The organism is Bradyrhizobium sp. USDA 4341, assembly GCF_054063755.1.
On the sequence record NZ_JBSSGO010000002.1, the window covers coordinates 5,389,700 to 5,415,119 of the forward strand.

Consider the following 25,420-nt stretch of genomic DNA (forward strand, 5'->3'; position numbering starts at 1 on the left):
GGATCATGCTCAGCGCGCGCGCCGGACGCGCACATAGAGCGCGCCCTCGCCGCCATGGCCGACATGCGCTTCCTCGAAGCCGACCACCAGCGAGCGGAATTCCGGCAGGCTGAGCCATTCCGGCACCTGCCGGCGCAGCACGCCGCGTTCGGAATCCGCCCCGCCGACCTTGCCCTTGCCGGTGATGACGAGCACGAAGGTGAGTCCGTCGCTGTGCGCGCGTTGCAGGAAGGTGAACAGCACGCGGTGCGCGCGGATCTGCGTCATGCCGTGCAGATCGAGCCGCGCATCGATTTCCTGCCGGCCGCGCGACAGCTTTGCGCGCTCGCGGCGGCCGATCGGCGCCAGCGGTGGCACCTGCGGACGCGGCGCCGGCGCAGCCTTGACCGACGTCACCGGCTTGACCGGGATGGGCTTGGCCGCGGCGTGGTGCGTGGCCGGGTCAGAGGCTGCGGCGTGGGCTTTCGGTGCGGCCGGCTTCTTGCGCAGCGGCTTGACCTGCTTGGCCACGCTCTCCCAGAGCGCACGCTCTTCCTCGCTCAGCGCACGCTTGCGCCGTGACGGAGCGGACAGATCGGGGATCGGCGCGGGTCGTTTCATTGATCGCGGTGATGGCGATAGCGCCGAGTGCGCCGCTTCTCCGGTTGCGGAATGTCGGGCCGGGCGACCGGCAACGGCACCGGTTCTGCCACAGGCGCCGACTGTGCAACAGAGGTCATTGCAGCCGGTGCTGCGGGCGCGGCATCCTTCGCGGGCGGGGTCTTGGCGACGCCATTTGCCGCGTCCTTGCTCCCAGCCTTGGCGACGGTCGCAGTCGGTACATCCGCCGGCTTGTCCTTTAGCGGATCGGTCTGCGGAAACAGTTTTGCGATCCTGGCCGACGGCCGCTCGTCAGGGATCGGCAGCTTGTGGCCGCGCGCGACGGGATCGAGACCCTTCGGCACCAGCATCACGAACTGCATATTGTGCCGCAGCCGGCCCGAGACCTTGCCGGCATCGGCGCCGGCGCCGAAATAGAGATCGGCGCGCGCCGGGCCGACGATCGCAGAGCCAGTATCCTGCGCAATCATCAGCCGGTGGAACGGCGTCTTGGACTGCTCGGATTCGATCGGCAGCTCGCCGGCAATGAAGAACGGCGTGCCGTAGACATGCAGCGCCTTGTCGACCGCGATCGACCGGCCCGGCGTCAGCGGCACGCCCTGCGCGCCGACCGCCTCGTCCTTGTCGGACAGCGGCACCTCGCGGAAGAACACATAGGCGCGATTCTGCCGCCGCAGGTCCTTGGCGCCGTCGGGATTCTGCTCCATCCACTCCCTGATCTTCTGCATCGACATCTGGTCCTTCGGGATGATGCCGCGGTCGATCAGGACGCGCCCGACCGGCGTATAAGGATAGCCATTATGCGCGTCGTAGTTGATGCGCAGCGTGGTGCCGTCCTCGAACTTGATCCGCGCCGAGCCCTGGATCTGCGCGAACAACAGATCGGTCTGGCTCTTCAGCCAGGCGATCTCCAGCCCGCGGCCGGCGATGGCGCCGTCCTCGATCTGGCCACGGTCGTAATAGGGCACGAGCTTGCGCCGGCCGATCTTGCGATACACGGGGCCGCTGTTGGGCAGCCCAACCGACGCTTGCGTCTTGCCGCGCACGAACAGGTTGGACGGCCGGCGATAGACCGGAACATTGTAGACGTCGGTCTGGGTCCGCGAGCCATCGAGCACCGGCTCGTAATAGCCGGTGACGAAACCGGCCTCCTCGCCGAGCCGCGAGATCCGCAGCGGCACAAAATTCTGCTCGAAGAATTCCCTTGCTTTGGCGCCGCTGGCGAGATCGAGTCCCTTGGCGATCCGGCAGGGATCACGCAGCGAGCTGCCGAGCGCCTTCGAATCCACGGGCGCGCCCTGCTGGGCCGCGATCGGCTTGCAGCTGGTGCGAAATGCGTTGTAGGCCGCGAGATGATCGTCGTCGCTCCAGCCGGAGACATTGGCCCAGGCGAGCGGCTCATACTGGCTGCCGCTGACCTGCAGCGGCAGTTCCAGATTGGGATAGGGGATCGGGTGGGACTGCTCGTGTCGCGGCGGAGCGTGCCGGCTCGACCTGTAGCGCGCAGCGATCGCCGCCGTGGAGCACACAACCGCAAGCGCACAGCACGCGATCGCGAGGCGCCCATAGCTGAGATGTTTAGTGAGCGCTTCCAGTTCCAACCAGCTTCCAATTCGGATCGCGGGAAGTCGAGTCGCGGGCGAATGTCCAGATGTCGGTAATGTCGGCGACCTTGTCCGGGCTGCCGTCGACGATGGTTCCCGCCTTGTCGCGCGTGACCGAGATCATCTGCGACACGAAGCGGACGGTGAGCTGGGTCGAGCGATCGCGCGTCTCCGCGCTGACGATCTCAGCCTTGTCGATCGACACGAACCGGGTCTCGGTCTTCTGCTCGTGCTTCTCGCGATCCTTGATCGCAGCCTCGAAGCTTTCATAGACCTCGGCCGACAGCAGGTCGCGCAGCGCACGGCGATCGCCGTTGGCGAAGGCCAGCACGATCATTTCATAGGCCGAGCGGGCGCCCGAGAGGAAATGCCGCGGATCGAACGAGGAATCCTGGGCCACAACCGCGTCGAGACCCTGCGCCAGCGGCGTGCCGGGCTCGGCGATGCCCTTCCAGCGTTCCGTCGGCTCGACCGGTTCGGCGGGCGCGGCCGGGGCCGGCTGATCGATCACCGATCCCGGGATCGGCACGACGTTGTTATCCTGGCCGCGCTGCAGGACGTTGGGTGCTGCACGATCATACGGCGGCCGCTCGCTTCCCGTGCGCTGGCCGAGAACGCTGCGCAGGCGCAGAAAGATGAATACGGCCAGCGCCAGGAAGATGATGGTGTAGATATCCACGTCGAATTCGCTTTCTGGTCTCTGCCGGCAACGGGCCGGACATCAAAGCGTTCCCGGTCGGGAACGGCAGAGATTACCTCACCGATTGAGTCCGCAGCATGTAGGCACGAAACTATGCCCGGCCAATGGCGCTTTTTGGCACGGGCAAGTGTAGCGCGTTTTGACCCCGGGGGGAAACCCGTTCCTTCCCGGAAATCGCGTATCTTCAATAATTTAGGAAGCCGTTAAGGGATCGGGCGGAGTTGCGTTCGCCATCCCGTTGCCGGCGATTTGGCCGCAGGGCCGCCGGCCCGCACGCGCTCGTCGTCCTTGTGGACCGAGCCGGGCCTATGATAGCCACTCGCCGGCATCGGCATTCCCAAACCTTAACGCGTGCCGTCGGACATCTAGTCCCGAGCGCCGCTCCAGGAGACATTTTCATGACCAATGGCAACGGCGCCCCCGTCGAACAGCCCGCTCCCCAGCTCAACGTACTGGCGCAGTACACCAAGGACCTGTCGTTCGAGAACCCGAATGCGCCGAGCTCGCTCGGCCAGCAGCAACAGCAGCCGGCGATCAACATCCAGATCAACGTCTCCGCCAACAACCTGTCGGAGAACGAGTATGAGGTGATCCTCTCGATCGAGGGCAAGGCCGAGTCGGCCGGCAAGGTGATGTTCAGCTTCGACCTCGCCTATGCCGGCGTCTTCCGGATCGTGAACGTGCCGAAGGAGAATTTGCACCCGCTGGTCATGATCGAGTGCCCGCGGCTGCTGTTCCCGTTCGCGCGCGAGATCGTCGCGACCTCGGTCCGCGACGGCGGCTTCCCGCCCCTGCTGCTCGACCCCGTCGATTTCGTCGGCCTCTACCGCCAGAACATGGAGCGCCAGGCCGCCGCCCAGGCCGCCTCCGGCGTCAAGCCGAGCTGATCCCTACGCTCGAGAAGGTAACACTCGGGGAAGTGCAATCCGTCATCCTGAGGAGCCCGCTCTTGCGGGCGTCTCGAAGGATCGACGGCCCCGCTGGTGGCCGTGCATCCTTCGAGGCTCGCTCCGCTCGCACCTCCAGCGACAAAGGCGAAGCCTTTGCGCGGGGATGACGGAATGCAGATCAAGCCGCCGGTGCGGCGGCGGGCGCTGGCGGCGGCAAATAATCGTTCCATATCGGCTTGTCGCCGAGCGTCGCCACGAACGCCCGGTGGGCCTCGCGATCTGCGTCGCTGACCCGCGCAACCAGCGCCGTCTCGCGCTGCCGCCGCGGCGTAACGCCATAGCTGCCGCTGCGCGCATCCGAATTTTCCGACGCCAGGATGAGCTGCGACTGCCGCGCCCCGATCAGGTCGATATAGACCTCGGCCAGCAGCTCGGCGTCGAGCAAAGCGCCGTGCTTGGTGCGGCGGGAATTGTCGATCTGATAGCGCGAGCAGAGATCGTCGAGCCGGTTCGACACGCCGGGATGCTTGCGTCGCGCCAGCAGCAGCGTATCGACCAGCCGGTCCTTCGGAATGGCCTTCCGCTTGATGCGGTCGAGCTCGGCGTTGATGAAGCTGATGTCGAACGACGCGTTGTGGATCACCAGCGGCGTATCGCCGATGAAGGCCAGAAACTCGTCGACCACCTCATTGAACAGCGGCTTGGAGGCCAGGAATTCGGTCGACAGCCCATGCACGGCAAACGCTTCCGCCGGCATGTCGCGTTCGGGATTGATGTAGACGTGGTAGGTCTGCCCCGTCGGCATGCGGTTGAATATCTCGACGCAGCCGATCTCGACCAGCCGGTCGCCGCGCAGCGGATCGAGGCCAGTGGTTTCGGTATCGAGAACGATTTCGCGCATGACGTGAGGGAATCCGGAAAAGCGCGGCGAATCAGGTTCGCCGCTCCGGCATCTTAACAACCTCGACCAGAATGTCGCGGATGCGCGCCCGCACCGGATCAAGTCCGTGCGAGGTATCCACGATGAAATCCGCGCGTTTGCGCTTCTCGGCGTCCGGCATCTGCTGGGCGATGATGGCGTCGAGCTTGGCGGCATCCATGGTGCCCCGCGCCAGCACGCGCTCGCGCTGCAGTTCCGGCGTGGTGGTGACGACGACAACCGCATCGACGCGCTTCTCGCCGCCGGTCTCATACAGCAGCGGCACGTCGACGACGACGATCGGCGCACCGGCGGCTTCCGCGTCGGCAAAGAATTTCTGCCGCGAGGCGCCAAGCATCGGATGCACGATCTGCTCGAGCTGCCGCATCGCCGCAGGGTCGTGCACCACGCGCGCCGAGAGTTTTGCGCGGTCGACCTTGCCGTTCGCCGTGGTGCCGGGAAAGGCCGCCTCGATCGCAGGTGCCGCGTCGCCTTCATAGAGCTGATGCACGGCCGCATCGGCGTCGTACACCGGCACGCCAGCCTCCATGAAGAGTTTGGCCGTGGTGGATTTTCCCATCCCGATCGAGCCGGTGAGTCCCAAAATCAACATCGGTTCAGCATCTCTCCGTCGCCATGCCTCGGCACCTCACACCGCGAGCAGTTTTTCGCGGCGCAGGAATGCGAGCAGCGACAATAGCGGCAGGCCGAGGATGGTGAAATGGTCGCCTTCGATCCGCTCGAACAGATGCACGCCGAGGCCCTCGAGCTGGTAGGCGCCGACGCTGGTCGTCACCGCATCGCCGGCCTGGTCGAGATAGGCTTCGATCTCGCCGGCGGCGAGCCGCCGCATCGTCATCCGGGCCACGCTGACATCGTCGAACAGGACTTTCCCATCGCGCGCGACCGAGACGGCCGAATGCAGTGCGTGCGTCTGTCCGGCGAGCAGGCCGAGCTGCTCGGCAGCTTGGGCGCGGCCGGCAGGCTTGCTGAACATCCGCTCCCCCAGCGCCAGGGTCTGGTCGGCGCCTACGACATATTGACCCGGCTTCTGCCTCGATATGAACAGCGCTTTCTCGCGCGCCAGGAGCGATGCGATCTCGCCCGGCGCCGAAAGGCCGGAGTTCTTCTGCACCGCGCGTTCATCGATATCGGCCGGCAGCGCCTCGAACTCGAGGCCGGCGTTCTCGAGCAGCATCCTTCGCGCACGGCTTTGCGACGCAAGGATCAGCTTCTGCGGGCCGCGCCAGATGCTCATGATCTAGTGGTCACTCCGACGGCCGCGCGCGCTGGCGGTCGTTATAGAGCTTCATGATCGCAGCCGCCGTCTCCTCGATCGAGCGACGCGTCACGTCCAGCAATGCCCAGTTGAATTTCGCACTCAGGCGCCGTGCAAACGCGACTTCGTCGGCCACCGCCTGCTTGTCGATGTAGGTGTCGTTGTCGCGGTCGCCCATCGTGAGCAGGCGGTTCTGCCGGACCTGGATCAAGCGCTCCGGCGTCGCATGCAGGCTGACCACCAAAGGCTTCTTCAGGGTCTCGAGCTGGTGCGGCAGCGGGATGCCCGGAACCAGCGGCACATTCGCGGTGCGGATGCCGCGGTTGGCCAGATAGATCGAGGTCGGCGTCTTCGATGTGCGGGACACGCCGACCAGGACGACGTCAGCCTCCTCAAGGCCTTCGACATGCTGACCGTCGTCATGGATCATCGTGTAATTCAGCGCATCGATCCGGCTGAAATATTCCGCGTTCAGCACATGCTGCGCACCGACGCGTCCGGTCGTCGCGGCACCCAGATACGCCTCGAACAACTGCATCACCGGCCCGATGATCGACAGGCTCGGCACGTTGATCGCCTTGCACTTGCCCTCGAGCCGGCCGACCAGATCCTTCTCGAGCAGCGTGAAAAGGACAATGCCGGGTGATTCCTCGATCTCGTCGAGCACGCGATCGAGCTGCTTCTGGCTGCGCACCAAGGGATAGACATGCTCGACCGCGGTCACGTTGGCGTATTGCGCGGCGACCGCGCGCGCCACGGTGATCAGCGTCTCGCCGGTCGAATCAGACACCAGATGCAGGTGGAAATAATTGGAGGTCGTCGGCACCGGGGCCCCTGTCTATCCTGTGAATCCCTGTGGAGGTCGAGGAGAAGAATCCGGGTCCGCCGCCAGGTCCCTGTATATCTCGTCCCCTTCTTCACAGCACCGCCGAAAAGGATAAGTCGACGTCATCGGACGGATGATAGTGAACCGGTGTGGATTTGTCTCTTCATAAGCTGGCCACAGAGGTACGCAACCGATTGAGTTGAGCGACAGATTCCGGATGTCCGGTCCCGCCGGCCGAAATGTTGAGGGATGTGAACAAGCCCGCAAGAACGGCTGGATTGTTTTGCATGAGTCCAATTCACCGTCACTTAGACTCAAACCTTAGATTCTAAACTTAATTAAGTTTAGGAGAGCCGTGTGAGCGGATATGTATCGGTCCCTCGCAAGCAGAGCTTGGCTCGCAACGCTGAGACCACCCGAGCTGTTCCCTGAAAGGCATCGCCGCGATGTTGTATGACTGGATCAAGGCCCTGCACATCGTTGCGGTGATCTCCTGGATGGCGGGCATGCTCTACCTGCCGCGGCTGTTCGTCTATCATTGCGAAGCCGAGACAGGCTCGAAACAGTCCGAGACCTTCAAGGTCATGGAGCGGCGGCTTTTGAAGGCAATCATCAATCCCGCGATGATCGTGACCTGGCTCGCCGGGCTTTATCTGGCCTGGGCCGGACACTGGTACCTATCGGGCTGGTTTCACGTCAAATTTACGCTGGTCCTCATCATGTCGGGTATCCACGGCTTTTTGTCCCGCTGCGTGAAGGATTTCGCCACGGACCGGAATCGGCGCACCCAGAAATTCTATCGCATTATCAACGAGGTGCCGACGCTTCTGATGATCCTGATCGTGATCATGGTGGTCGTGAAGCCATTCTAGACATCGCGATGCTCAAGACGCATGCTTCAGTCCTTCTTGCGAAGAACGAATCGATTTTCTATATAGGCGTTATCCCACCCCACGCAGGCGGATGTGGTCGCGTTTCGGTTCTTTTCGGGCCGGCGCCGCATCAGGTTTGAAAGCCCAAACGGCACTTTCCTGGCTGAGACCTGCGGACCTTCCTTTGGCGTCCGCTTTTTCCAAGCCACCTCGCACCCCTTCCCTACTTACTTCCTCACAGGACGACCCCGATGCGGGAAATCAAACTCCAGGACCTCAAATCGAAAACGCCGGCCGAGCTCGTCTCGTTCGCGGAAGAGAACGGGGTCGAGAATGCCAGCACCATGCGCAAGCAGGAGCTGATGTTCGCAATTCTCAAAAACCTCGCGGCCGCCGAGACCGACATTGTCGGCGAGGGCGTCGTGGAGGTGCTGTCCGACGGATTCGGCTTCCTTCGTTCGCCCGATGCGAACTACCTGCCTGGTCCCGACGACATCTACGTTTCGCCCTCGCAGATCCGCCGCTTCGGCCTGCGCACCGGCGACACCATCGAAGGGCACATCCGCAGCCCGAAGGAAGGCGAACGCTACTTCGCGCTGCTGAAGGTCAATACGCTCAATTTCGAGGATCCCGAGAAGGCCAAGCACAAGGTCAATTTCGACAACCTCACGCCGCTGTTTCCCAATCAGCGTTTCCGCATGGAGCTTGAGGATTCCACCAAGAAGGATCTCTCTGCTCGCGTGATCGACATCGTCGCGCCGATCGGCAAGGGCCAGCGCGCGCTGATCGTGGCGCCGCCGCGCACCGGCAAGACGGTGCTGATGCAGAACATCGCGCACTCCATCACCGCCAATCATCCGGACTGCTATCTGATCGTGCTTCTGATCGACGAGCGTCCGGAAGAAGTCACGGACATGCAGCGTTCGGTGAAGGGCGAGGTGGTGTCGTCGACCTTCGACGAGCCCGCCGTGCGTCACGTCCAGGTCGCCGAGATGGTGATCGAGAAGGCCAAGCGTCTCGTCGAGCACGGCCGCGATGTCGTGATCCTGCTCGACTCGATCACGCGCCTCGGCCGCGCCTACAACACCGTGGTGCCGTCATCCGGCAAGGTGCTGACCGGCGGTGTCGACGCCAACGCCCTGCAGCGCCCGAAGCGCTTCTTCGGTGCCGCGCGCAACATCGAGGAGGGCGGTTCGCTGACCATCATCGCGACCGCGCTGGTCGATACCGGCAGCCGTATGGACGAAGTCATCTTCGAAGAGTTCAAGGGTACCGGTAACTCGGAACTGATCCTCGACCGCAAGGTTTCGGACAAGCGGACCTTCCCGGCGATCGATATTGCCCGCTCCGGCACCCGCAAGGAGGAGCTCATCACCGATCCGCAGGTGCTGAAGAAGATGTACGTCCTGCGCCGCATCCTCAATCCGATGGGCACCATGGACGCGATCGACTTCCTGCTCGACAAGCTCCGGAACACGAAGAGCAACTCGGAGTTCTTCGATTCCATGAACACGTAAGGCCACGGCCGAACTGAATAGGGCGCTCCGCACAAACGGGGCGCCTTTTTCATGCTGCGGATTTGCTGCAGCAGGGCGCAGCATGAATAGAGCTGGTTCGGCTCACCGAATATTCACATAACTATCTGATATAATTTATCTTTATCTCGTAGAGACTATGGTCTGGTCGGCGGTGGTGCAGCAAAATTGCTGCGCGCTGGGCCGCAACGAGATTAGCCGTGCTGCACCGCAGCATGTTGCGGTATGGCGCGCGAAATGGAAGCGGCATTGCCTTTGCCGATTTGCTGGAAGAAATAGGCGATGCATCCGCGCGACCAGACCATCTTCGCATTGTCCTCCGGGCGGCCGCCGAGTGCGATCGCCATTGTCAGATTGTCTGGCCCAATGGCCGAGTCGGTCATTGCAGGACTGGCGGGCAAGACGCCGGTCCCGCGAATGGCGACCCGCGCGTTGCTCCGCGATTCGAACCATCAACCGATCGATGATGCGGTCGTGTTGTGGTTCCCGGGTCCGGCGAGTGCGACCGGCGAGGACGTGGCCGAATTTCATGTCCATGGCGGACGCGCGGTGTTGGCGGCGCTGTTCGATGCCATCGCGGCGTTCGAGAATGTGCGGCCGGCCGAGCCGGGCGAGTTCACCCGGCGGGCATTCGAGAACGGCAAGCTCGACCTGACCGAGGCCGAGGGCCTCGACGATCTGATCCATGCCGATACCGATCGCCAACGGCGCCAGGCGCTGCGCCAGCTGAAAGGGTTGCTCGGCGATCGCGCGCGCGACTGGCGCGAGCGGATCATTGCGGCATCGGCGCTGATCGAGGCCGGCATCGATTTCTCCGATGAAGGCGATGTGCCGGCGGAGCTGATCGCGCCGGCGCTCGAGAAGATCCGGGCGCTGCATGATGAGATCAAGCAGGTGCTTGCCGGGCAGGGCCAAAGTGAACGGCTGCGCGACGGCTTGGTGGTCGCGATCGCAGGTCCGCCGAATGTCGGCAAATCGACCCTGATCAATCAGCTTGCTAAGCGCGAGGTCGCGATCGTCTCGCCACATGCCGGCACCACGCGCGACGTCATCGAAGTGCAGCTCGATCTCGACGGCTATCCTGTCACGGTCATCGACACCGCCGGGATCCGCGAGACCGACGACCCGGTGGAGCAGGAGGGTGTCCGCCGCGCCCGGGCCCGCGCCGCGGAAGCCGATCTCGTGCTGTGGCTGGCCGACAGCCGCGGCGCCAAGGTCGGGCATGGGGGAACGACGCCAACCTGGCTGGTGCGAAACAAGATCGACCTCGTCAGGGCCCCGTCGGGTGACGGGGGTAGTTACCCCGAGTTCCGGATCTCGGCTGCCCGCGGCGACGGCCTCTCAGAACTGATCGCCGCATTGGTCGGCTTCGCTCACGACTATTTCGCGACCAGCGAGGGCGGTCTGATCAGCCGGACGCGGCAGCGCGGAATGCTTGAGGAGACCGTCGAATCTCTTCGGCGCAGCATCGATGTGGTCGGGCGGGGCGAGGAACTCGCCGCCGAGGAACTTCGCAGGGCCGCCTATTCGCTCGGACGTCTGCTCGGTCGGGTGGATGTCGAGGACATCCTGGACGTTATCTTCCGCGAGTTCTGCGTTGGGAAGTAGCGGGTGACCGTCTGTTTCACGTGAAACATGGTTTCGATCTGGTTAAGGACACCTTCTCCCGTTTCACGTGAAACAATTGTCGCGGCATGGGCGGACCTGTTTCACGTGAAACAGGTCCGCCCCTGTTGTTGCGAACGAGGTGGCTTATCCGCCGAAGGCTAGGCGAAGGCGGAAGCGATCCATATCTCGACCCAGGGTTGGTTCTCGGACCCACGACCCAACTTCGTTCTTCCGGCTTTCATCACTCCGCGATAGAAGTCCCGCCATGACTATCAGGGCAGACTCATTTGACGTCATCGTCATCGGCGGCGGCCATGCCGGCTGCGAGGCCGCGAGTGCGGCTGCCCGGATGGGTGCGAAGACAGCCGTGGTGACCCATCGTTTCGCGACGATCGGCGCGATGTCCTGCAATCCCGCGATCGGCGGCCTCGGCAAGGGCCATCTGGTCCGCGAAGTCGACGCGCTGGACGGTTTGATGGGCCGGGTCGCCGACACCGGCGGCATTCAGTTCCGCATGCTCAATCGCCGGAAGGGTCCGGCGGTCCGTGGGCCCCGGGCCCAGGCCGACCGCAAGCTCTATGCGGCCGCGATGCAGGCGGCGATCACCGAGACTGCGAACCTGACCGTCGTCGAAGGCGAGGCGGATGAGCTGATTGTCGTTGATGGGCGCGTGACCGGCATTCGCCTGGGTGACGGCCGTCAGCTTTCAGCGGGTGCCGTTGTCATCACGACCGGCACCTTCCTGCGCGGTCTGATTCATCTCGGCGAGAAGAACTGGCCGGCAGGCCGAGTCGGCGAGGCGCCGGCGATGGGTCTGTCTGCGTCGTTCGAACGGGCAGGTTTTGTGCTCGGCCGGCTCAAGACCGGGACGCCACCACGCCTCGACGGCACTACGATCGACTGGTCCGCGGTCGAAATGCAGCCCGGAGACGAACCTCCGGAGCCGTTTTCGGTCATGACGGACCGGATTACGACCCCGCAGATCCAGTGCGGCATCACCCGGACCACCCCAGCGACCCATGAAGTGATCCGGGCCAATGTGCATCGCTCGCCGATGTATTCGGGCCAGATCAAGAGCTCCGGACCGCGCTATTGTCCCTCGATCGAGGACAAGATCGTCCGTTTTGGCGACCGCGACGGCCATCAGATCTTCCTGGAGCCGGAAGGGCTCGACGACACCACGGTCTATCCTAACGGCATCTCGACCTCGCTGCCCGAAGAGGTTCAGCTCGCGATCCTCGCCAGTATCCCCGGCCTTGAGCGGGTGAAGATGGTCCGGCCGGGCTATGCGATCGAATACGACCACGTCGATCCGCGCGAGCTCGATCCGACCTTGCAGACCAAGCGTCTGCGCGGGCTTTTCCTGGCCGGCCAGATCAACGGCACCACGGGCTACGAAGAGGCGGCGGGGCAGGGCATCGTTGCCGGGGTCAATGCCGCGCTGGCGGCCGGCGGGACCGATCCGATCGTGTTCGACCGCGCCGACGGCTATCTCGGCGTGATGATCGACGACCTCGTCACCCGCGGGATCACCGAACCCTATCGGATGTTCACCTCGCGGGCCGAATACCGGCTGACGCTGCGGGCCGACAATGCCGATCAGCGGTTGACCGACAAAGGTATCGCGCTTGGATGCGTCGGTACGGCTCGCGCGGAACGCCATCGGGATAAAATGGCGGCGCTGGATGCCGCCAAGCGGCTAACGAAGTCGCTTGCGATCACGCCGAATGAGGCCGCCAAGCATGGGCTGGCGCTCAATCGCGACGGTCATCGTCGGTCCGCCTTCGAGCTGCTGGCCTATCCGGAGATCGAGTGGCCCGCAGTCCAGGCGATCTGGCCCGAGCTGTCGGCCATTGACCCTGCGATCGCAGTGCATCTCGAGATCGATGCCAAGTACGATGTCTATCTGAAGCGCCAGACCGCCGATGTCGACGCCTTCCGGCGCGACGAGGGCTTGGTCCTGACCGATGTCGACTATGCCGATGTGCCGGGCCTCTCGAACGAAGCACGCGCCAAGCTGCAGAAGGTGCAGCCGCGGACGGTCGGGCAGGCGGGCCGGATCGACGGTATGACGCCGGCGGCGCTGGGTATTTTGGCTGCCTATCTGCGGCGCGAGGCACGACGGAAATCGGCCACCGCCTGACGTTTCACGTGAAACACGAGGGGTGAGCGCCTATCTTTTGTGAAGGCGAATCGACCGACGCGCTGCTCGTCTGTCTCACCACCGGCTTTCACTACGTCCGACAAACGGCCTGCACCAAGAATGGCTCCAGCCCCGCAATCCGCCCCACTCAGCGTCTCCGCCAAGGACAAGGCCGCAGCGCTCGCGCTCACGCCTGTTTCACGTGAAACAGAGGCGCGGCTCGATCGCTACGTCGCTCTCCTGCTGGAGTGGCAGGCCAAGACCAATCTCGTCGCACCCTCCACGCTGACGAATCTCTGGACCCGGCATGTCTCCGATTCGCTGCAGCTTCTGAGCCTCGCGCCCTCAGCAAAATCCTGGGTCGATCTCGGCAGCGGCGGCGGCTTTCCCGGTGTCGTCCTCGCCTGTGCGTTGGCCGAGACACCCGGCGCACGGATCCATCTGGTTGAGCGAACCGCCAAGAAGGCCGCATTCTTGCGCGAGGCGATACGGGTCACGGCGTCACCGGGAACGGTGCATCTGGCTGATATCGGGGATACTGTGGATAGAATCGCCGCTCCCATCGATTGCGTCACCGCGCGAGCGCTGGCTCCGTTACATCAACTCATCGGCTTTGCGGAGCCGTGGGTCAAAAAGGGTGCGAAGGCGCTGTTTTTGAAGGGTCAAGATGTAGAGGCCGAATTGACCGAGGCCACTAAATATTGGATTATTGAGCCAAAGCTACACTCCAGCCGGACCGGCGGACAGGGCTGGATCGTCGAACTCGGGTCAATCGAGCGGCGCTAGGGGACTCCGCAAGAGCAAATGGTATTTTGGTATGACTGTGATGGACGAGGTTTATCAAGAGGATAAGGCGTCCCAGCCGCCTGGCCATCCGCGCATCCTGTCGCTCGCCAACCAGAAGGGCGGCGTCGGCAAGACCACCACAGCGATCAATCTTGGCACTGCACTCGCAGCGATTGGCGAGCGCGTTCTGATCGTCGATCTCGATCCGCAGGGCAACGCCTCGACCGGTCTCGGCATCGATCGCCGCAACCGCAGCTGCTCGACCTACGACGTCCTGATCGGTGAAGCGCCGCTGCGCGATGCCGTGGTCGCGACCGCGGTGCCGCGGCTGCATATCGCAGCCTCCACCATGGATCTCTCCGGCCTTGAGCTCGAGCTCGGCACCACACCGGGCCGCGCCTTCCGGCTGCGCGATGCGATCGCCGGGCTGAACAACAACGTCTCGCCCGACTCCGATTACACCTACGTGCTGATCGACTGCCCGCCCTCGCTCAATCTGCTCACGGTGAATGCGATGGCGGCGTCGGATGCGATCCTGGTGCCGCTGCAATGCGAGTTCTTCGCGCTCGAAGGTCTGTCGCAATTGCTGCAGACCGTGGAGCAGGTGCGCTCGACGCTCAATCCGACCCTGTCGATCCACGGCATCGTGCTGACCATGTTCGACTCGCGCAACAACCTCTCCAACCAGGTGGTTGCCGACGTGCGCCAGTTCATGGGCAACAAGGTCTACGACACCATGATCCCGCGCAACGTGCGCATCTCGGAAGCGCCGTCCTACGGCAAGCCGGTGCTGGTCTACGATCTCAAATGCGCCGGCAGCGATGCGTATCTCAAGCTCGCCACCGAAGTGATCCAGCGCGAGCGCGAGCTGCGCGCGCATTGACGATGTGGTGGATGGGCGCCGTGAAGCGAACCCCATCATTGCACACAATGAGAGCGATGGGTTTCGCTGGGCGCGGCCCGTTCGACGATTCTGAAATTCAAGTCTGGAGTACTGCGTGTGAATCCAAGGGAGCTCGCAACAATGGCCGATGAAGCGCGTTCGCGACTGGGGCGCGGGCTGGCAAGCCTGATCGGAGATGTCGGCGGCGAGGCGGCCGCGCATGTCGAGCGGCCGCGCACGCAGCGCAAGGTGCCGATCGAATTCCTCAAGGCCAACCCGCGCAATCCGCGGCGCAGCTTCGCCGACACCGAGCTCGGCGAGCTCGCCGATTCGATCAAGGCGCGGGGCGTGATCCAGCCGATCGTGGTGCGCGCGATCAAGGGCGTGCAGGACCGCTACGAGATCATCGCCGGCGAACGCCGCTGGCGCGCCTCGCAACTCGCCGGCCTGCATGAAGTGCCGATCGTGCCGGTCGAGGTCAGCGATGCAGACGCGCTCGAGATCATGATCATCGAGAACGTCCAGCGCGAAGACCTCAACGCGATGGAAGAGGCGCTGGGCTATCACGCGCTCGCCGACGAGTTCAAACGCAGCCAGGAAGACATCGCCAAGATCGTCGGCAAGAGCCGCAGCCATGTCGCCAACATGATGCGGCTGACCAAGCTTCCCGCCGAGGTGCAGGCGCTGATCTCGAAGGGCGATCTCTCCGCCGGTCACGCCCGCGCGCTGATCGGCGTGCCCGATCCGCTCACCGCCGCGAAGCGCATCGTCGCCGAGGGCCTCAACGTCCGTCAGGCCGAGGCGCTGGCGCATGAGGAGGGCGTGCCGGAGCGCAAGCCGCAGAGGCCGCGGAGCAGCGCCGCGGCCAAGGTCGACAAGGACGCCGACACGCTGGCGCTGGAGAAGCGCGTCAGCGATGCGCTCGGCCTTGCCGTCACCGTGAGCCATCGCGATCCCGGCGGCACCGTCCAGATCAGCTACCGCAACCTCGAGCAGCTTGACGAGGTGGTGCGGCGGCTGGAGGGCGGCTAGCTCGCCGACATCCGTCTCCGTCATTGCGAGGAGCGATAGCGACGAAGCAATCCATCTTTCCGAGCATGCGGGAAGATGGATTGCTTCGCTTCGCTCGCAATGACGTCACTCCAATATCGTGTCTCACCCCCGCCGCTTCGCGTTCGCCGCGATCGACAGCAGCGCGCGCTGCGCGATGACGGCGGCGAGCGCGGCCTGTTTGCGCATGTCGAGCGCCGCGGTCGCGAGCTGGTCGATCACGTTCACCAGCCGCGGCGGCGTGAAATTGCGCAGCGCGATCTCGACCGCCGGTTTGCGCGAGAAGTGCAGCCGGGGGAATCCGCCGTCGAGCACGGTTGACGCCGGCGTGCCGTCCTCGATCGCAAGCGCCGATTTATGCAGCCACGCCGCCTGACGCTGCGCGGCCGAGATGATCACGCCGGGATAGGTGCCGGCGACCATCGCTTTGGTGAACTCGCTTTCCACCAGCGCGGCATTGCCGGCGAACGCGCCGTCGACGATCGGATCGAGCTTCAGCTCGGAGGCGTCGGAGACCACGGTCATCACGTCGTCGAGCGTGATCTCGCCCTTGCCATGCGCGAACAGCGTGAGCTTGCGCAGCTCGTTGCGCGAGGCCATGCGATCGCCGCCGAGCAGCGACATCAGCACCGCGCGCGCATCCTGTGCGAGCCGCAGGTTGGAGACGCGCAGCTCGTCCTCGATCAGCTTGGTCAGGTCGCGTTCGGTGTCGGGATAGCAGCCGATCGCCACCGCAGTCTTGGCGCGCTCGCAGATCTTGCGTAGCGGCGATTCCGGCCGGAGCTCGCCGGCCTCGATCACGATGCGGCAATCCTTGAGTGCTGGCGTCTCGGTCAGCGTCTCGACGCCGCTTGCGAAATTGCGCGAGCCGGCGCGGACGCGGATGGCGCGGCGGCCGCCGAACAGCGGCACGGTCATGGCCTCGTCGACCAGCCGCGACGGTTCGGCAGCGAGCTCGTCGCCATCGAGCCGCACCAGCGAGAACGGATCGTTGGGATCGTCGACGGCTGAGGCCATCAGCGCGTCGGCGCGCTCGCGCACCAGGCCGAGGTCCGGGCCGTAAAGCAGGATGATCGGACGGCCCGTGTCAGGCCGGGCGAGGAAGCTGTCGATCTCTTTTCCGCGAAGCGCGACCAATGCGGTGATCAGGTCCCGGCTGAGAAGAACGAGGCGAGGCGGGTCTGGATGTTGTCGGCGATCTCCTGCGCGGCGCGGTCCTCGGCGTCGCGAAGGGCGCGGGTACGGGCGAAGCGCTGGTAGGAGCCCGGCATGTCATAGGACACGCGCGAGAAGGTGGTGCCGGTCATGACTGACTTGTTCGAGGCGATCTCGACCAGGTTGAACTGGGCGTCGATGCCGTAGTTCTCGCTGGTCGGCAGCGCGGTGGTCGGATCGATCATCAGCGAGGAGCGGCTGGTGGTGAAGCGCAGCACCAGCCGGTGCGTCGGAGGCGCGCCGGTGGCAGTGCCGTAGAGCTTGAAGGCGAGGGCGTTGCGAACCTCGACGCCGACCCGGGCCTCGCGGGACGCATTCGCTTTGTCGACCGGCGGAACCTCGACGCCCATCAGCTTTTCACGCAAGGCGGATGACTGACCATCGAGGGTGCGCTCGGCATACATCGGCTGGAAGCAACCAGCCGTCAGCGCGGCCAAGGCTGCCACGGCCACCAGCCGGGCGGCGATCCTGATCCTAGCCGACAACATTGACGATCCTCATGGGCACCACGATCACCTTGCGGACGGGTTTGCCGCCCAGTGCGGCTTTTACCGCATCGAGCGCCAAAACGGCAGCCTCTATATCCGCATTTTGCGCCGCCCGTGGCACGGTAACATCACCTCGTTTTTTACCGTTGACCTGGACGACCAGGGTCACGCTGTCTTCGACCAGCAAATCGCGTTCGATTTGCGGCCAATCGGCCTCGGAAACCAGCCCGGACTGGCCCAGAACCACCCAGCACTCCTCGGCCAGGTGCGGCATCATTGGCGAGAACAGCTGGACCAGGATGGTCGCAGCCTCTTTCACCGCCCAGGCGACATCCGGGGCAGGCTTGTCACCTTTCGCCAGCACCTCGGACAGTGCATTGGCGAATTCGCGGATATGGGCGAGGCAGACGTTGAAATGCAGCCGCTCGATCCCGGACGACACCTTGTCGAGCGCGCCATGGGCCGCCTTGCGCAAGCCGAGAGCCTCGGGCCCGAAGGTGCCGGGCCGGGCCGCCGGCGCCAGCTTGGCGATCTCGGCCGCTTCGTTCACCAGCCGCCACAGCCGCTGCACGAAGCGCGAGGCGCCCTGCACGCGTTCGTCGCTCCAGATCACGTCGCGATCCGGCGGCGAGTCGGACAGCATGAACCAGCGCGCGACGTCGGCGCCGTAGCTTGCGATGATGTCGTCGGGGTCGACGGTGTTCTTCTTCGACTTCGACATCTTCTCGATCGGGCCGATCTCGATGTCCTCGCCTGTCGCCATCAGCATCGCGCGGCGGCCATTGCCGCCAACCTCGATCTTCACCTCGGCCGGCGTGACCCAGGTGCCGTCGGCCTTCTGGTAGGTCTCGTGCACCACCATGCCCTGGGTGAACATGCCGGCGAACGGCTCGCTCATGTCGATGTGGCCGGTGGCCTTCATCGCGCGGGTGAAGAAGCGGCTGTAGAGCAGATGCAGGATCGCGTGCTCGACGCCGCCGATATACTGGTCGACCGGCATCATCCGGTTGGCGACCGCGGGCGTGGTCGGCGCGGTCTCGTTCCAGGGATCGGTGAAGCGCGCGAAGTACCACGACGAGTCCACGAAGGTGTCCATCGTGTCGGTCTCGCGCACCGCCTTGCCGCCGCACTTCGGGCAAGTGACGTGCTTCCAGGTCGGGTGATGGTCGAGCGCGTTGCCCGGTCTGTCGAAGCTGACATCCTCAGGCAGCGTCACCGGCAGCTGGTCGTCGGGCACCGGCACCACGTCGCAGGTCGGACAGTGGATGACGGGAATCGGGCAGCCCCAATAGCGCTGGCGCGAAATGCCCCAGTCACGCAGCCGGAAATTCACCTGCCGCTCGCCGACCGGCGCGTTGCCGCGCAGCTCGGCTTCCAGCCGTTTCGCAACCTCTTCCTTGGCCTCGTCGATCGTCATGCCATCGAGGAAGCGGGAATTGATCATGCGGCCGTCACCGTCATAGGCGGTGTCGGTGATGAAAAACGTCTTCGGGTCCTGTCCCTCGGGGCAGACCACCGGCACGTTGCCGAGGCCGTATTTGTTGACGAAGTCGAGGTCGCGTTGGTCGTGCGCCGGGCAGCCGAAGATGGCGCCGGTGCCGTATTCCATCAGCACGAAGTTCGCGACATAGACCGGCAGCTTCCAGGTCGGATCGAACGGATGCACCGCCTTGATGCCGGTGTCGAAGCCCTGCTTCTCGGCGGTGTCGATGATCGACTGCGCGGTGCCGATCTTCTTGATGTCGGCGATGAACTCGGCAAGCTTCGGATTCTTTGCCGCAGCCGCCTGCGCCAGCGGATGATCCGCCGAGATCGCCATGAATTTTGCGCCGAACAGCGTGTCCGGCCGTGTGGTGAAGATCTTCAGCTCGCTCTCGCCGGCTGGCGTGGTCGCAGGATCCAGCGCGAAGCGGATCAATAGGCCCTCGGAGCGGCCGATCCAGTTGCGCTGCATCAGCCGCACCTTGTCGGGCCAGCGGTCGAGACCGTCCAGCGCTTCCAGCAGCTCCTGCGCGTACTTCGTGATCTTGAAGACCCACTGGCTCATCTCACGCTGCTCGACGATGGCGCCCGAGCGCCAGCCGCGGCCGTCGATCACCTGCTCGTTGGCGAGCACGGTCATATCGACCGGATCCCAGTTCAGCTTGCGCTTCTCGCGCTCGGCGAGGCCGGCGCGCAGCATGTCCAGGAACATCTTCTGCTGATGCTTGTAGTAGCTGGGATCGCAGGTCGCGAACTCCCGGCTCCAGTCGAGCGACAGCCCGATCGACTTGAGCTGCTTCTTCATCGCGGCGATGTTGTCGTAGGTCCAGGCCTTCGGCGCCACCTTGCGCTCGATCGCGGCATTCTCCGCCGGCAGGCCGAACGCATCCCAGCCCATCGGGTGCAGCACGTTGAAGCCCTTGGCGCGCATGAAGCGGGCCAGCACGTCGCCGAGCGTGTAGTTGCGGACATGGCCGATATGGATGCGCCCCGACGGATACGGGAACATCTCGAGCACGTAATATTTCGGCCGCGGATCGTCGTTCTTGGAGGCGAAGATCGCCTTTTCGTCCCAGGTGGCTTGCCAGCGGGGCTCGGATTCACGGGCGTTGTAGCGTTCGGCGGTCATGAAATCGCAGGGATTCTGGGTGGCTTTGGGTGATTTTCGGGTCCCATCCGGGGACGGCGGACTAGGCCATAAAATCGCCCATGGGGTCAACGGCTTGGGGGCTCCAAACGCCCGATCCCGTCGCGCAGCCGCCCTGCGCCGTCGCAGGGGGCGTCGCCCTCAGCCTCCCCGTCGTCCTGGCGCAAGCCAGGACCCATAACCACAGGGTTCTGTTGGGATAACGGACCGCGGCCCCAGCTCCGTGCACCCAGCGGGGGTAATGGGTCCTGGCCTTCGCCAGGACGACACCGAAGGTGCGGCGTCACCGGTGGTCATGGTTCCGCGTCCTCGCGACGCCGCTTAACTCGCGAGCGCCATCCCTGCTTCATCCAGCGTCTGCAAGAACCCGTGCTCGATCACGGCATTCCTGCCGCGGCGTTTGGCGGCGTAGAGGGCGGCATCCGCCGCTTCGATCAGATCGCCGGGGCGCTGGGTCTCGTTCGGCTTGGTCGTGGCGACGCCGACGCTGACGGTGACGACGCAATGGCTCGAGGGCGCGTGCGGCACCGCGAGGCCGAGCACTGCGGTGCGCACGGTCTCGCCGATCGCGAGTGCGTGCGCGGCGTCGGTGTTCGGCAACAACAGACAAAATTCCTCGCCGCCATAGCGGCCGGCGAAGCCCATGGTGTCGGCGGCGATCCCGGCCAGCGTCTCGCCGATCCGGGTCAGGCAGACGTCGCCTTCGGGATGGCCGTAGGTGTCGTTGTAGAGCTTGAAATGATCGACATCGATCATCATCAGCGACAGCTCGCATTCATACTGCTGCGCCCGCATCCACTCGAAATCGAGCCGGCTCTGGAAGCCGCGGCGGTTGGCGAGGCCGGACAGCGCATCGATCGAGGCCATCACGGTGAGACGATCGTTGGACGCCACGAGCTCGCGCTCGCGCTGGCTGAGCTGCGCCGCCATCGCGTTGAAGGCGCGCGCCAGCGGCACGAATTCCGACGGCAGTCTGTGCTTGGCGACGCGCGCCGACCAGTCGCCCTCGCCGAACCGGCGCGCCATGCTGGTCATCAGCTCGATCGGATGGATGACGAGCCGCTCCGCGCCGACGAGGGCACCCAACAAAACGAAGAGACAGACGAAGCCAAGCTGCAGATAGGCGGTGCGGATCTCGCGGCTGATCGCCGCCGTCACCTTGGCCTCATCCATGCTCACGATCAGGCGGGACTGCGTTCCGGCGATGCGGGCGAAGCTCAGCGTGCGCTGCGCGCCGTCGGAAGCCGTGAACGACACTGAGCCTGACGGTTCGTCGTAGCTCAGCGCCTTCTCCGCAATCGCCGACATCAAGGGGATGGTGTCGAGCGAGCGGCCGATCAGGCTCGCATGATCCGCGGGGGCTGCGACCACGACGCCGGTCGAGTCGACCAGCACGGCCGACATGCCGGGCTGGCCGCCGAGATTGGCCATGATCTGCGACAGCCAGTCGATGTTGATGCCGGCGACGACGATGGAGTCGAGCTCCGGATTGATCGCGGCCACCGGATAGGCGGCCATCATCATCGGGCGGCCATTGGTCCTGCCGCGCAGATAGTCGCTGAACACGAAGCCGCGGTTGTCCTGCGCCTTCTTGAAATATTCGCGGTCGCCGAGATTGAGTCCGACCTGGCTGTTGAGCGTCGAACACTGTACCAGCCCGTCCCTGGAGACGAACATGATGCTGCGGATCCATGGCAGCACCGTCGGCAGGCTGGCGCGCAATACTTCGCAGCTCTGTCCGATGCCGCCGGAGGCGCGGATATAGGCGGCCGATTTCAGCATGGTCTCGACCGAGGAGACCACCTCGCGCTGGGTCTCGGCGGCGTGCGCGGTGAGGTTGGCATAGCCCGCCGCGGCCTGCGCGATCTGCGTCGAGCGGAAATTCTCCAGCGTGCGGACGCGATCGAGCATCAAGGGCGCGACCAGCATCACCGCAAGCAAGGCGAGCCGGGCACGAATGCCCAGAACCTTCTTGAGTCTGACCCGGTTGCGGTTGAAAGTGACGCCCGACATTCTGGTCCCTTGCCCGGGCGCAAGGTAGAGTGAGGGGCTTCAAAAAGCCTTTCCCGAATTTGGTAAAATTCGAGCCAACCCCCGCGCCTGTCAGAGAACGGCACAAGCATGACACAAAGCCCGACCGCGCCGTTATCGGCTGATTCACCACACGGCCTCGCCGTCGTGGAAAAGGAGATCGCGCACGCCTGCAAGGAAGCGCGGCGCGACCGCGCCTCAGTGACCTTGATCGCGGTGTCGAAGACATTCGCGGCCGACGCAATTTTGCCGATTATCGGCGCCGGACAGCGCGTATTTGGCGAAAACCGCGTGCAGGAGGCCAAGGGCAAGTGGCCGGAATTGATCCAGGCTCATCCGGGACTGCAGCTGCATCTGATCGGGCCGTTGCAGTCGAACAAGGCCAAGGAAGCGGTCGCGCTGTTCGATGCGATCCATTCGGTCGACCGCGCCAGCATTTGCGAAGCGTTAGCCAAGGAAATCAAAAATCAAGCGAAGCATCCGGAGCTGTTCGTCCAGATCAATACCGGCGAGGAGCCGCAGAAGGCCGGCGTCGCGCCGCAGGATGCGGATGCCTTCATCGCGGCATGCCGCGACAAATATGGCCTGCAGATTTCAGGGCTGATGTGCATCCCGCCGGTCGACCAGGCCCCGGCGCCGCATTTTGCGCTGTGCGCCAAGATCGCCGCGCGCAACGGGCTGACAAATCTCTCGATGGGCATGAGCGCGGATTTCGCGGTGGCGATCCAGATGGGCGCCACCCATGTGCGGGTGGGCTCGGCGATCTTCGGGTCGCGGACGGTGGCGCATATCTAACTGTCGTCCCTGCCTAGTGCGCATGCGCACGGGGAGCAGGGACCCATACGCCGCTGCCATCGCAATGGGCACGCGGTTCGATCCGCGCACAACAACTGACTTCGGTGGTTATGGGTCCCTGCTTGCGCAGGGACGACGGCTGTGTGTGTGCGGTGAGCGCGCGCCGCCTACGCGAACTTCACCGACACTTTTCCGATCGCGCCGAAATCGGCTGCAAACACATCGCCGGCCTGAATCGGCAGCGGCGTATGGCAGGTGCCGGTGGTGACGACCTCCCCTGCCCGCAAGGTCAGCCCGAGCGCGCGCAGCTCGTTGGCGCACCAGGCGAGTGCCACACGGGGATCGCCGAGCACGTTCTTGCCGTGGCCGGTGTAGCGCTCGCCGCGCAGCGTGATGGTCGGGCGCTGCTCGACCAGATCGATCGCGCGCCAGTCGGCTGACGTTGCAGGTCCGAGCACGAACAGATGCGCGCAGGCATTGTCGGCGATCAGCTGCGCCTCGCCGGCCGATGCGAAATCGGCGAAGCGCGAATCCGGAATCTCGATCGCGGGATGCAGCGTGCCGACCGCGTCGAGCACCTCCTGTACGCTGTAGGGCGTGGCGCGCGGCGCGAGATCGCGCGCCATGCGGAAGGCGTATTCCGGTTCGCCGACGCGCATCTCGTTGCCCTTCATCGATGCGGTGCCGCCATCAGCGATCAATGTGCCGGCAAGGATGCGCCCGGCGAGCGGCCCTGCGACATTGATATGCTTCTGGCCGGCCTCGCTGGTCGCCGCGATCTTCCAGCCGAACAGTTTTTCGCGCGATGTCTTCTCCAGCTGAGCCTGCACCGCGTAACCCTCGGCGCGGTCGCGCGGCCGCATGGCGCCATCGAGCGCGGCAAGTTTTGTTCCGGCGTGCCAGTGATCGTGCAGGACTTTTGCAGCGGCGGCGATCTGGTTGTTGTCGAGCATGGTTTTCGCTTCCCCCGTGAATCATTCTTGGGAATGTTTTTCTGCTGCGCGCAATCTCAGCACAAACGCGTCGCGCTTGTCGCGTGGGAAAACCGATGCTCAGCTATTCGAGAATTTTACCCGATGATGATTTTGGTCTGCGGCGAGATCCGCCGCAGCAGCCGCAGCATCGACGCCTTCGTCATCGAGACGCAGCCCGCGGTCGGCCCGAAATTCGGCCGCGCCAGATGCAGGAACACGGCGCTGCCGCGGCCGGCGATGCGCGGCGCGGCGTTGTGGTCGATCTCGACAATGAAGTCGTAGAGGTGATCCTCACGCGTCAGGCGGTCGCCGCCCTGCTCCCGGTCGAGCCGGATCGGCTGGTTGTAATGGCGATCGGCGGGGTCCTCGCACCAGGCGTCCTCGCGGCGGATCGGCCGCGCCGGCAGGAAGGTCACCGGACGCCGGTGCCGGTCGGCGCGCCACCAGAGCTGCCGCGGATGGAAGATGCCGCGCGGCGTGCCGCCGTCGCCCTCGCGCTTGTTGGCGAGGATGCCGCCGCGTCCGAGTGCCACGGGAACGGTCCAGCCATCGGCCGTCAGCCAGCCTCGGCGCGGGTCGCCGGCGGCGCTGCGGACCTCGATGACGGAGAGCGGGCGATCACGTTTCGCTGTCATATAAGTGATTGAAATAGCTGGTCTTCCCTTAAGAATCGTTCAAAACTGAACTTGCCTTGGACGGTTCGGTCATTCTATCTCCCGGCATTACAGGACATTCACGTCCTGCCCCGCCGGATTTGAGGTAGACTGCGCTGCCTTGTGAATCGGTAACGATGGCCTACCTGAGCACGTATCTAGCCGATGCTACGGCCATAAGCGCCCCCCGCTTCTGACCGCCCCGCCCCCGAAGGATTGTACCTATGGCCAATGCCCGCAAGATCTTGATCGTGGATGACGATACCGATCTGCGCGATACGCTGGTCGAGCAGCTGTCCCTGCACGAGGAGTTCGAAGCCTCCGCAGTCGACACGGGCGCCAAGGGCGCCACTGCCGCCAAAGCCAATTCTCCCGATCTGGTCCTGATGGATGTCGGCCTGCCCGACACCGACGGCCGTGAAGTGGTGCGCAGCCTGCGCAAGGGCGGCTTCAAGGCCCCGATCATCATGCTGACCGGCCACGACACCGATTCAGACACCATCCTTGGCCTCGAAAGCGGCGCCAACGACTATGTGGCGAAGCCGTTCCGCTTCGCGGTGCTGCTGGCCCGGATCCGGGCGCAGCTCCGCCAGCACGAGGCCAGCGAGGACGCTGTGTTCTCGGTCGGCCCCTACTCGTTCCGGCCCGGCTCGAAGATGCTCACCGGCGCCAATGCAAGGAAGGTGCGGCTGACCGAGAAGGAAACCGCGATCCTGCGCTTCCTTTACCGCGCCGGCCAGATGCCGGTGTCGCGCGAGACCCTGCTCCAGGAAGTCTGGGGCTACAATTCCGGCGTCACCACCCACACGCTGGAAACCCACATCTACCGCCTCCGCCAGAAGATCGAGAAGGATGCCGCCAACCCGGAAATCCTGGTGACGGAAGCCGGTGGCTACAAGCTGGTGCCGTGATACGCTTCGCGCTCAACGATTCGTGAAAT

Annotated in this window: 24 protein-coding genes; 10 read left to right on the top strand and 14 right to left on the bottom strand. The window is 64.5% G+C overall.

What is annotated here, in order from left to right; all coding sequences use genetic code 11:
* Window positions 1-9 precede the first annotated feature (9 nt).
* The 3 genes from ACVIGB_RS31580 to ACVIGB_RS31590 are packed head-to-tail and all read right to left on the bottom strand — an operon-like array spanning window position 10 to window position 2,883.
* Entirely contained in the window at window positions 10-600 is a 591-nt protein-coding gene (locus ACVIGB_RS31580; RefSeq protein WP_456719734.1) for a Smr/MutS family protein, read from the bottom strand.
* Window positions 597-2,201 carry a murein transglycosylase A gene (gene mltA / locus ACVIGB_RS31585; protein WP_456719733.1) on the bottom strand — a complete coding sequence of 535 codons (1,605 nt, stop codon included), beginning with the start codon at window positions 2,199-2,201 and terminating at the stop codon, window positions 597-599. Before mltA ends, ACVIGB_RS31580 begins: the two co-directional genes overlap by 4 nt.
* The gene (locus ACVIGB_RS31590; protein WP_092121026.1) at window positions 2,179-2,883 is read right to left on the bottom strand and encodes a Tim44/TimA family putative adaptor protein; all 705 of its coding nucleotides are present in this window, start codon (window positions 2,881-2,883) and stop codon (window positions 2,179-2,181) included. The genes mltA and ACVIGB_RS31590 overlap by 23 nt, the downstream gene beginning before the upstream one ends.
* 419 nt (window positions 2,884-3,302) lie before the next feature.
* Between ACVIGB_RS31590 and secB the strand changes: the two genes are divergently transcribed.
* Window positions 3,303-3,791 carry a protein-export chaperone SecB gene (gene secB / locus ACVIGB_RS31595; protein ID WP_456719732.1) on the top strand — a complete coding sequence of 163 codons (489 nt, stop codon included), beginning with the start codon at window positions 3,303-3,305 and terminating at the stop codon, window positions 3,789-3,791.
* A gap of 181 nt (window positions 3,792-3,972) precedes the next feature.
* On the opposite strand, the gene dnaQ is transcribed toward secB, so the two are convergent.
* Genes dnaQ through ACVIGB_RS31615 form a run of 4 tightly spaced genes read right to left on the bottom strand, consistent with a single transcriptional unit; the run spans window position 3,973 to window position 6,818 of the window.
* On the bottom strand, window positions 3,973-4,695 hold the full coding sequence (gene dnaQ, locus ACVIGB_RS31600; RefSeq protein ID WP_456719731.1) for a DNA polymerase III subunit epsilon: 723 nt from the start codon (window positions 4,693-4,695) through the stop codon (window positions 3,973-3,975).
* Between the two features lie 31 nt (window positions 4,696-4,726).
* A complete protein-coding gene (gene coaE, locus ACVIGB_RS31605) occupies window positions 4,727-5,326 on the bottom strand; it encodes a dephospho-CoA kinase (protein ID WP_456719730.1) in 600 nt (199 codons plus the stop codon).
* A gap of 36 nt (window positions 5,327-5,362) precedes the next feature.
* Window positions 5,363-5,971, bottom strand: a complete 609-nt coding sequence (locus ACVIGB_RS31610; protein ID WP_456719729.1) for a Maf family protein — start codon at window positions 5,969-5,971, stop codon at window positions 5,363-5,365.
* Window positions 5,972-5,981: 10 nt separating this feature from the next.
* The gene (locus tag ACVIGB_RS31615; protein WP_092121038.1) at window positions 5,982-6,818 is read right to left on the bottom strand and encodes a pyruvate, water dikinase regulatory protein; all 837 of its coding nucleotides are present in this window, start codon (window positions 6,816-6,818) and stop codon (window positions 5,982-5,984) included.
* Window positions 6,819-7,267: 449 nt separating this feature from the next.
* Here ACVIGB_RS31615 and hemJ point away from each other — a divergent pair, with 449 nt between their 5' ends.
* Complete coding sequence (gene hemJ / locus ACVIGB_RS31620) at window positions 7,268-7,690, top strand: protoporphyrinogen oxidase HemJ (RefSeq protein ID WP_456725034.1); 423 nt, start codon at window positions 7,268-7,270, stop codon at window positions 7,688-7,690.
* A 251-nt stretch (window positions 7,691-7,941) separates the two neighbouring features.
* Entirely contained in the window at window positions 7,942-9,207 is a 1,266-nt protein-coding gene (rho, locus tag ACVIGB_RS31625; RefSeq protein ID WP_028341998.1) for a transcription termination factor Rho, read from the top strand.
* A gap of 212 nt (window positions 9,208-9,419) precedes the next feature.
* On the opposite strand, the gene ACVIGB_RS31630 is transcribed toward rho, so the two are convergent.
* The gene (locus ACVIGB_RS31630) at window positions 9,420-9,572 is read right to left on the bottom strand and encodes a hypothetical protein (RefSeq protein ID WP_456725313.1); all 153 of its coding nucleotides are present in this window, start codon (window positions 9,570-9,572) and stop codon (window positions 9,420-9,422) included.
* On the opposite strand from ACVIGB_RS31630, the gene mnmE reads away from it, so the two are divergent.
* The 5 genes from mnmE to ACVIGB_RS31655 all read left to right on the top strand — a co-directional run bounded on the left by mnmE (window position 9,508) and on the right by ACVIGB_RS31655 (window position 15,677).
* Window positions 9,508-10,833 carry a tRNA uridine-5-carboxymethylaminomethyl(34) synthesis GTPase MnmE gene (gene mnmE / locus ACVIGB_RS31635; protein WP_456719728.1) on the top strand — a complete coding sequence of 442 codons (1,326 nt, stop codon included), beginning with the start codon at window positions 9,508-9,510 and terminating at the stop codon, window positions 10,831-10,833. The two genes, ACVIGB_RS31630 and mnmE, sit on opposite strands and share 65 nt — an antisense overlap.
* A gap of 265 nt (window positions 10,834-11,098) precedes the next feature.
* Window positions 11,099-12,976 carry a tRNA uridine-5-carboxymethylaminomethyl(34) synthesis enzyme MnmG gene (mnmG, locus tag ACVIGB_RS31640; protein WP_456749250.1) on the top strand — a complete coding sequence of 626 codons (1,878 nt, stop codon included), beginning with the start codon at window positions 11,099-11,101 and terminating at the stop codon, window positions 12,974-12,976.
* Between the two features lie 120 nt (window positions 12,977-13,096).
* The gene (rsmG, locus tag ACVIGB_RS31645; RefSeq protein WP_456719727.1) at window positions 13,097-13,762 is read left to right on the top strand and encodes a 16S rRNA (guanine(527)-N(7))-methyltransferase RsmG; all 666 of its coding nucleotides are present in this window, start codon (window positions 13,097-13,099) and stop codon (window positions 13,760-13,762) included.
* A 31-nt stretch (window positions 13,763-13,793) separates the two neighbouring features.
* A complete protein-coding gene (locus tag ACVIGB_RS31650; RefSeq protein ID WP_207834163.1) occupies window positions 13,794-14,645 on the top strand; it encodes a ParA family protein in 852 nt (283 codons plus the stop codon).
* 141 nt (window positions 14,646-14,786) lie between these two features.
* Window positions 14,787-15,677 carry a ParB/RepB/Spo0J family partition protein gene (locus tag ACVIGB_RS31655; protein WP_456719726.1) on the top strand — a complete coding sequence of 297 codons (891 nt, stop codon included), beginning with the start codon at window positions 14,787-14,789 and terminating at the stop codon, window positions 15,675-15,677.
* A 123-nt stretch (window positions 15,678-15,800) separates the two neighbouring features.
* Here ACVIGB_RS31655 and holA read toward each other — a convergent pair whose 3' ends face one another.
* The 4 genes from holA to ACVIGB_RS31675 form a co-directional block, all read right to left on the bottom strand.
* Complete coding sequence (gene holA / locus ACVIGB_RS31660) at window positions 15,801-16,832, bottom strand: DNA polymerase III subunit delta (RefSeq protein ID WP_456719725.1); 1,032 nt, start codon at window positions 16,830-16,832, stop codon at window positions 15,801-15,803.
* Between the two features lie 8 nt (window positions 16,833-16,840).
* Window positions 16,841-17,398, bottom strand: coding sequence for an LPS assembly lipoprotein LptE (gene lptE, locus ACVIGB_RS31665; RefSeq protein ID WP_456719724.1), 558 nt, complete (start codon window positions 17,396-17,398; stop codon window positions 16,841-16,843).
* Window positions 17,385-20,009, bottom strand: coding sequence for a leucine--tRNA ligase (leuS, locus tag ACVIGB_RS31670; RefSeq protein ID WP_456719723.1), 2,625 nt, complete (start codon window positions 20,007-20,009; stop codon window positions 17,385-17,387). The genes lptE and leuS overlap by 14 nt, the downstream gene beginning before the upstream one ends.
* Window positions 20,010-20,348: 339 nt before the next feature.
* Entirely contained in the window at window positions 20,349-22,040 is a 1,692-nt protein-coding gene (locus tag ACVIGB_RS31675) for a sensor domain-containing diguanylate cyclase (protein WP_456719722.1), read from the bottom strand.
* Between the two features lie 108 nt (window positions 22,041-22,148).
* Here ACVIGB_RS31675 and ACVIGB_RS31680 point away from each other — a divergent pair, with 108 nt between their 5' ends.
* Window positions 22,149-22,853, top strand: a complete 705-nt coding sequence (locus ACVIGB_RS31680) for a YggS family pyridoxal phosphate-dependent enzyme (protein WP_456719721.1) — start codon at window positions 22,149-22,151, stop codon at window positions 22,851-22,853.
* 167 nt (window positions 22,854-23,020) lie between these two features.
* Here the strand turns inward: ACVIGB_RS31680 and ACVIGB_RS31685 are convergent, their stop codons facing one another.
* The gene (locus ACVIGB_RS31685; RefSeq protein ID WP_456719720.1) at window positions 23,021-23,806 is read right to left on the bottom strand and encodes a 2-keto-4-pentenoate hydratase; all 786 of its coding nucleotides are present in this window, start codon (window positions 23,804-23,806) and stop codon (window positions 23,021-23,023) included.
* A gap of 116 nt (window positions 23,807-23,922) precedes the next feature.
* A complete protein-coding gene (locus tag ACVIGB_RS31690; protein WP_456719719.1) occupies window positions 23,923-24,462 on the bottom strand; it encodes a L,D-transpeptidase family protein in 540 nt (179 codons plus the stop codon).
* A gap of 242 nt (window positions 24,463-24,704) precedes the next feature.
* Between ACVIGB_RS31690 and ACVIGB_RS31695 the strand changes: the two genes are divergently transcribed.
* Window positions 24,705-25,391: a response regulator transcription factor gene (locus tag ACVIGB_RS31695; RefSeq protein ID WP_016841446.1), complete on the top strand. Its 687-nt coding sequence runs from the start codon at window positions 24,705-24,707 to the stop codon at window positions 25,389-25,391.
* Window positions 25,392-25,420: the final 29 nt, after the last annotated feature.

Coding starts and splice junctions, on each gene's coding strand:
- ACVIGB_RS31580 (WP_456719734.1), bottom strand. CDS start 600: ATGAAACGACCCGCGCCGATCCCCGATCTGTCCGCTCCGTCACGGCGC.
- secB (WP_456719732.1), top strand. CDS start 3,303: ATGACCAATGGCAACGGCGCCCCCGTCGAACAGCCCGCTCCCCAGCTC.
- dnaQ (WP_456719731.1), bottom strand. CDS start 4,695: ATGCGCGAAATCGTTCTCGATACCGAAACCACTGGCCTCGATCCGCTG.
- coaE (WP_456719730.1), bottom strand. CDS start 5,326: ATGTTGATTTTGGGACTCACCGGCTCGATCGGGATGGGAAAATCCACC.
- ACVIGB_RS31610 (WP_456719729.1), bottom strand. CDS start 5,971: ATGAGCATCTGGCGCGGCCCGCAGAAGCTGATCCTTGCGTCGCAAAGC.
- rho (WP_028341998.1), top strand. CDS start 7,942: ATGCGGGAAATCAAACTCCAGGACCTCAAATCGAAAACGCCGGCCGAG.
- mnmE (WP_456719728.1), top strand. CDS start 9,508: ATGCATCCGCGCGACCAGACCATCTTCGCATTGTCCTCCGGGCGGCCG.
- ACVIGB_RS31630 (WP_456725313.1), bottom strand. CDS start 9,572: ATGGCGATCGCACTCGGCGGCCGCCCGGAGGACAATGCGAAGATGGTC.
- mnmG (WP_456749250.1), top strand. CDS start 11,099: ATGACTATCAGGGCAGACTCATTTGACGTCATCGTCATCGGCGGCGGC.
- rsmG (WP_456719727.1), top strand. CDS start 13,097: ATGGCTCCAGCCCCGCAATCCGCCCCACTCAGCGTCTCCGCCAAGGAC.
- ACVIGB_RS31650 (WP_207834163.1), top strand. CDS start 13,794: ATGACTGTGATGGACGAGGTTTATCAAGAGGATAAGGCGTCCCAGCCG.
- ACVIGB_RS31655 (WP_456719726.1), top strand. CDS start 14,787: ATGGCCGATGAAGCGCGTTCGCGACTGGGGCGCGGGCTGGCAAGCCTG.
- lptE (WP_456719724.1), bottom strand. CDS start 17,398: ATGTTGTCGGCTAGGATCAGGATCGCCGCCCGGCTGGTGGCCGTGGCA.
- leuS (WP_456719723.1), bottom strand. CDS start 20,009: ATGACCGCCGAACGCTACAACGCCCGTGAATCCGAGCCCCGCTGGCAA.
- ACVIGB_RS31675 (WP_456719722.1), bottom strand. CDS start 22,040: ATGTCGGGCGTCACTTTCAACCGCAACCGGGTCAGACTCAAGAAGGTT.
- ACVIGB_RS31680 (WP_456719721.1), top strand. CDS start 22,149: ATGACACAAAGCCCGACCGCGCCGTTATCGGCTGATTCACCACACGGC.
- ACVIGB_RS31685 (WP_456719720.1), bottom strand. CDS start 23,806: ATGCTCGACAACAACCAGATCGCCGCCGCTGCAAAAGTCCTGCACGAT.
- ACVIGB_RS31690 (WP_456719719.1), bottom strand. CDS start 24,462: ATGACAGCGAAACGTGATCGCCCGCTCTCCGTCATCGAGGTCCGCAGC.
- ACVIGB_RS31695 (WP_016841446.1), top strand. CDS start 24,705: ATGGCCAATGCCCGCAAGATCTTGATCGTGGATGACGATACCGATCTG.